Below are 5,664 nucleotides of genomic sequence, written 5' to 3'. Positions count from 1 at the left end.
ATATGGGGATGATGGATCAAATTGGCTGGAACTTCCAGCAGGTCAGTCAACAGTTAGTGGCGTACAAATCATTGACGAATAGCAAGCTACTATAAAATTAAGCTCCATGAATGTTGAATTGCCTCAGCAGTTTTGCAATCATGGAGCATTTTTATTTACGAATTATCGCAAAAATATAAAAATATTAAGAGAGAGTTTTATTCGCGCACAAGCATAATGTGTTCAACGCTGTCTAGCGGAGAGACGCGGAACAACACAAAACGATTGCCAATTACTTGCACGACTTCGGCGCCGAGCTTTTGAGCAAGTGCATCAGCAGCTTCTTTAGCGCTTAATCCGGAACCATCTTGCACAGAGCACTTCATGAGCTCGTGGTACTGCATGGTTTCGTCTGCTTGCTTCACAGCTGCATCAGTAATATCGTTCTTGCCAACGTATAAAAGTGGGCTAAGCGTATTAGCGAGCGCGCGGAGCTGCTTAATCTGCTTTTTTGTCAATGCCATAAGGCGTCCTTTCAAATGCAAGTTTTATAACGCAAATATTACATAAATTACATAGTGCTTAACGGATTATACAGTATATTGCGAATTGTTGTATGTGATAATGCAAATTTATTTATTCCGTATTTATTGCGCTTGCTGCAAAGGGTGAAATATTTTCAAAATTTTTTATTACAAAGGTAGCATTTTGCACACAATAATCGCGCTTACAACACCAAGAGTAACTACTGATAGCAGCACATCTTTTATACGCATTTTCCATGAGTGCAAGTGAGTTCTTTCAGCTCCAGGCGTGTAACAGCGTGCATCTAATGCGAGCGCAAGAGTGTCAGCATGGCGAATTACTCCTGCAAAACCTGGCACTATTAAAGCTGTTATAGCGTGTACTCGTTGCTTAAAAGAACCATCTCGAATGCTACTTCCTCGAGCGATTTGCGCTAGTGCCACAGAGTGCGCTTCTGCACTGAGTGTTGGTAAGAACCGTAGCGCTAGGCTCATAATAAGTGCTATTTCTTGCGTTGGTATTCCAATATGTCGAAGTGGTGATAGTAATCGTGTGCAAGATTCGTTAAGCGTTGTCTGACTCATTGTTAGCACTAGAACTGCTCCAATGATAATAACAAGCGAGAATCGTGTTGCAAAAAGTATTGCGTAATTAATTCCATCAGTTGTAATAGGAATAGTTGCAATATTTGCTAGCACTGTACCAGTTCGCACTGCCAGAATGTTAAGTAATCCAGAGAAAACAAATATTGCAATAATCATGTGCAGTGAAGCAATAAGCTTAACAAATGGTATTTTTGCAGCAACAGTTAGAGTAAATGTTACAAAAGCAAGAATAGCTAACTGTATGTAGTTAGTAATACTAAAAGCACTTAGCATAAGAATAAAGCATGATAGCAGCGTCGCGCGTGGGTCAAAAGATTGAAGTAGCGAAGTTGTTTTTGCTTTTGCGGAACTTTCTTTATTTTTGGTATTTTCAATATTTTTTGCTGTGCTGCATTCTTTATTGCTTGCTTTATTCCTTGTTTTCAATGTTACTAATCTTGCGCCTAAATCTTCTACTTCTTGAAGATTATGCGTAATAAGTATTATGGTTACGCCTTGATTGTGTAGCATTCCAAGAATTTCTCGAATACGTAACGCAGCTTCAAAATCTAATCCAGCTGTTGGCTCATCCAGTACGAGCACGCGTGGCTTGCAAGCTAAAACGCCAGCTATTGCAACAAGACGCTGCTGACCTCCAGAAAGCGCAAAAGGTGATTTTTCAGCCAAATTCTCAAGGCTCAATAAGCGTAGGGTTTCATCCACACGTTCTTTAAGAGCATTGCCTTTCAGCCCAAAATTTTTTGGCCCATACGAAACATCGTTCCGTACTGTATCAGCAAAAAGCTGTTGTTCTGGCAGTTGCATAACGTAGCCAATTGTTTGATGTAGCTTTTGTCGTATTATTTTAGATGTTTTACCTCTAACAGATATACCATGCACTGTTATGTTTCCTGAATTGGCTTTTAACAATCCACACATTGTTTTAACAAGAGTTGATTTACCGCAGCCGTTTTCGCCCATTATTGCAACTGTTTCGCCACTTTTAACAGTGAGTGAATAATCGTCAATAACAGCTGGAGAAGTTTTATCATATTGAACAGTTAGTCCGGAAATTTCTACAGCGATATCTGACTCATTTTCTTTGAATCTGCTATCTGTTAAGTTTTTGTTCTTGCTGATTTTAGTTAAATGATTATTAGCCAACTCAATATTAGAAAGGTAAGTTTTTAAACCATTAAAGCTTACTTCTTTCAGAATGCCATTTTTTAGTAGAAGTATGCGATTTGCTCGTTTGCATTCCTCAAAATTGTGTGTAATTTGAACAATAGTAGTGCCATTTTTATGCAAATTATCGAATAAAGCATCAACGTCTTTGCGAGCGAACGAGTCGAGCATAGAAGTAGGTTCGTCAAGAACAAGCAGTTTAGAATTCATAGCAATAGCGCTTGCTAAAGCTACTCGTTGCTGCTGTCCTCCGCTCATAGTGCTAGGGTCATCGTAACGCTTATCTTCCATGTGAACAGTTTTTAAAGCTTCACTGATACGCTTATACATTGTTTTTCGAGGGAATTGCAAATTTTCTAGTCCGAAAGCAATATCTTCTTCAGTAATTGTTGTAATAATCTGGTCTTCAGGACTTTGGAAAAGTGCGCCAATATATTTTCGTGCATTTTTATATGATTCAGCACAAGCAGTAGTATTTTCAAAAACTTTTTCACCGCATAATGTAACGTAACCGCTATCTGGTGCCGTTAAACCTGCAATAATTTTTGCCAAGGTTGACTTACCAGAACCGTTTAATCCCACAATTGCCACGCGCTCGCCAGCATTAATTGTAAGACTTAAATTATTAAGCGTCCAAGTTTTTCCATCATCGTAGCTAAAGCAAATATTTCGCAACACTACTTGCGCATTGTTTTCAATCATGTGCTTTTTAGCTTCGTTCATGCTACTACTTGTGCTGATATTATGCATAATTATGCCGCTTAGAATTATTATTTATTTTCGTGTAGCAGGTTGGAAATTGGTTTGTAAATAAGCATAGTTACTACAACGTGAAGTGCAAGTTTAATAATATTAAACGGTAGCAGTGCTGGAATAATAAGAGCTACAACCTGTGAAACAGTCATGTGAGCATAAAGTGGCGTAATAACAAGATTTCCAGCTATTGCAAGAGCAATAGCAATAATTGATCCTGCCAAAAGTCCGATTATTGCGCCTTTTCTGGTATGCATTTTTTTGTAAATTAATGCCGCTGTGACGCTAGCTCCTAAAGATACTAGCACTGCCATAACTGTGCCTAGTGGATTGGTAAATAAGTGCGGTGCGAAACCTAGTATGCTTACTATTGCTGCAGCTGCAGGACCATATGCGAATCCTGCAACTAGGCATACTATTCCTGAAGGATCATATTTTAAATACGACAAGTCTGGAATAAGTGGAAATTCTATGAAACTTACAGCCATTGAAAGTGCCACGAATAGAGCGTATTTTGCTATTTTTTCGCTAGACCAGTTAGAGTTCTTTGCATAAGTTTGGTGATTATTTGTATTAGAAATGCCCATGATGGGTCTCCGTTTCTTTCATCCGGACTGTAACCGTTGGCTTCGGAATTTAACCGAATCAGCAGCTTGTAAGCCGCTCGCGGGCTTCAAAAACGCATGAAATACGTATTTTGTTACCGCCAGTAAGGATTTTCACCTTCCCTGAAACTAACTATTCTTTTGTATCTCATGCTAAGAACATTGTTGTGATAATTGTGTGGCGAGGGTAGGTGCGAGAATACAAGTATGAGCAATACGAGTGCATCAAAAAAAATTACTACTAATAACGCAACTAGCATTGATAAATTAGCTATTGTTGTTGTCACTTATAAGCGTCAAGAGCTTTTGGAGAATTTATTCCATTCGTTTGAATGTTTAAAAGAATGCCCTTGGCGTATTGTCGTTGTTGACAATGAGTGCAGTGACAAAACCGGCGAAATGGTTGCTCGTCTTGAAGCTTCTTTAACTAATCGTTGGGGTAAAGCTCAAAAAGATTGTGAAGGCAATGAACTTCATGTTGTGTATGCTCCTCAAGATGAAAATCTTGGTGGTGCTGGCGGTTTTAGTGCTGGTGTTAAAAAAGCTTATGAACTTGGAGCTAAGTGGTTCTGGGTTATGGATGACGATGTTGAAACAGTGCCTGAATCTATTGAGCGTCTTGCTCCTTGGACTAAGCGTCATGCTGTTGTTCAAGGAAGTCGTTTAGATTATGACGGTGGTAAATTCTACTGGCAGTACGATTTTTTGGTTCCGCTTGGTATTCCAAATCCTATTGCACCTGCTGCTTTCGGCAGAGCTGGATACAAAGTTATGAATACGATGTGTTTTGAGGGCGGTTTGATTCGTCGAGATATAGTTGAAAAAATCGGCTTCCCGGATTCGCGCTACTTTATTTACTGGGATGATACTACTTACGGGTATCTTGCGAGTAAGGTTACGAATCCTATTGTTGTTCCGGATATTATTCTTCGTCGCACTCGTGATATTCCTAATTGGGATATTGCAGGAGTGCGTCAGCTAAATTCAACATCGGACATGAATCGTTATCATATTATGCGAAATAGAGGCTTTATGGCTCGCTACTTTATGGTTCATGGCGATTTTCGTCCGTTTATGTTTGCGCTTGGAACTGCTTTAACAGCTGCTAAAGAGCTTATTCGTTTGATAGCTGTCGATCGTGAGCATATTATTTCGGGTATTGGTAAATTGTTTACCGGTTGGATTGATTCTCGAAAAATTTTGCACGATCAAGACTGGAAACCTATGCCTTCGTTGAAGTAGAAGTTAGTAAACAGTAAGCGTGTCGTATCAAATATACGATAGAATACTGGTAATTGTCCATACAGCACACATTCAGAGGGGAGTGTTAGTGAAATGATTGACACTGCACAAGCATTTGGCGTCGATATTGGTGGATCCGGTATTAAGGCTGCTCCAGTAAATTTGGAAAAGGGAGAGTTCGCAGAACCTCGATACAAAATTCTCACTCCTACGGTTTCTACGCCTCAAGCAGTTGCAGATATTGTTCGTCAGCAGCTTGAACATTTTGAAGTACCTGCAGATGTTCCTGTTGGAATTGCATTCCCTGCTCCAATTAAGCCTGGTAAGAAGCTCGATTTTATGGCAAATCTTGACCAGTCTTGGATTGGTGTTGATGTTACTGAAGTCTTTAGCGAGGCTTGTGGTCGTCCTGTAACAGTAGTTAACGATGCCGATGCTGCTGGTTTAGCTGAGCAGCGTTTTGGTGCGGCGAAAGACAAGGATGGCTTGGTTATTGCTACTACTCTTGGCACTGGTATCGGCACGGCTTTGATTTACAACGGTGTGCTTATTCCAAACACTGAGCTTGGTCATATTCAGCTTGAAAAAGGTAAGGGCGATGCTGAAAAGTACGCTGCTTCTTCTGTTCGTGAAAAGTTGGATATGGGCTATAAGAAGTGGGCTAAGCGTTTGACTAAGTACTACGGCCTGATGGAAAAGTATTTCAACCCAGATTTGTTTGTTGTCGGTGGCGGTGTTAGCCGCGTAAGCGAAAAGTTCTTGCCGCATATCGATATTAAAACTCCTATTGT

The 5,664-nt window shown here is 39.9% G+C and carries 5 protein-coding genes and 1 riboswitch; of the genes, 2 read left to right on the top strand and 3 right to left on the bottom strand.

All coding sequences use genetic code 11. The features are described from left to right. Positions 1–197: 197 nt before the first annotated feature. The 3 genes from A5294_RS04585 to A5294_RS04575 all read right to left on the bottom strand — a co-directional run bounded on the left by A5294_RS04585 (position 198) and on the right by A5294_RS04575 (position 3,613). The gene (locus A5294_RS04585; RefSeq protein WP_004106568.1) at positions 198–503 is read right to left on the bottom strand and encodes a YhbY family RNA-binding protein; all 306 of its coding nucleotides are present in this window, start codon (positions 501–503) and stop codon (positions 198–200) included. Positions 504–671: 168 nt separating this feature from the next. After that, entirely contained in the window at positions 672–2,996 is a 2,325-nt protein-coding gene (locus A5294_RS04580) for an energy-coupling factor transporter ATPase (protein WP_064340580.1), read from the bottom strand. 47 nt (positions 2,997–3,043) lie between these two features. Continuing rightward, positions 3,044–3,613, bottom strand: coding sequence for an ECF transporter S component (locus A5294_RS04575; protein WP_004574293.1), 570 nt, complete (start codon positions 3,611–3,613; stop codon positions 3,044–3,046). A 6-nt stretch (positions 3,614–3,619) separates the two neighbouring features. Beyond that, positions 3,620–3,766, bottom strand: a riboswitch (FMN riboswitch). Positions 3,767–3,838: 72 nt separating this feature from the next. On the opposite strand from A5294_RS04575, the gene A5294_RS04570 reads away from it, so the two are divergent. Both A5294_RS04570 and ppgK read left to right on the top strand, forming a co-directional pair. Beyond that, complete coding sequence (locus A5294_RS04570) at positions 3,839–4,873, top strand: glycosyltransferase family 2 protein (protein ID WP_004106577.1); 1,035 nt, start codon at positions 3,839–3,841, stop codon at positions 4,871–4,873. 93 nt (positions 4,874–4,966) lie between these two features. Then, positions 4,967–5,664: polyphosphate--glucose phosphotransferase (gene ppgK / locus A5294_RS04565; RefSeq protein WP_064340581.1), on the top strand; the 698-nt coding region annotated here is incomplete at its 3' end.

Source organism: Gardnerella sp. 30-4 (genome assembly GCF_001641215.1).
Lineage (GTDB): Bacteria > Actinomycetota > Actinomycetes > Actinomycetales > Bifidobacteriaceae > Bifidobacterium > Bifidobacterium leopoldii.
The sequence above is the reverse complement of the archived record's forward strand: the minus strand, read 5'-3'. Positions and strand labels throughout refer to the sequence as shown.

What these genes read in the sequence shown, in the direction of transcription:
- A5294_RS04570 (WP_004106577.1), top strand. Translation starts at nt 3,839, where the DNA reads ATGAGCAATACGAGTGCATCAAAAAAAATTACTACTAATAACGCAACT.
- A5294_RS04580 (WP_064340580.1), bottom strand. Translation starts at nt 2,996, where the DNA reads ATGAACGAAGCTAAAAAGCACATGATTGAAAACAATGCGCAAGTAGTG.
- A5294_RS04585 (WP_004106568.1), bottom strand. Translation starts at nt 503, where the DNA reads ATGGCATTGACAAAAAAGCAGATTAAGCAGCTCCGCGCGCTCGCTAAT.
- A5294_RS04575 (WP_004574293.1), bottom strand. Translation starts at nt 3,613, where the DNA reads ATGGGCATTTCTAATACAAATAATCACCAAACTTATGCAAAGAACTCT.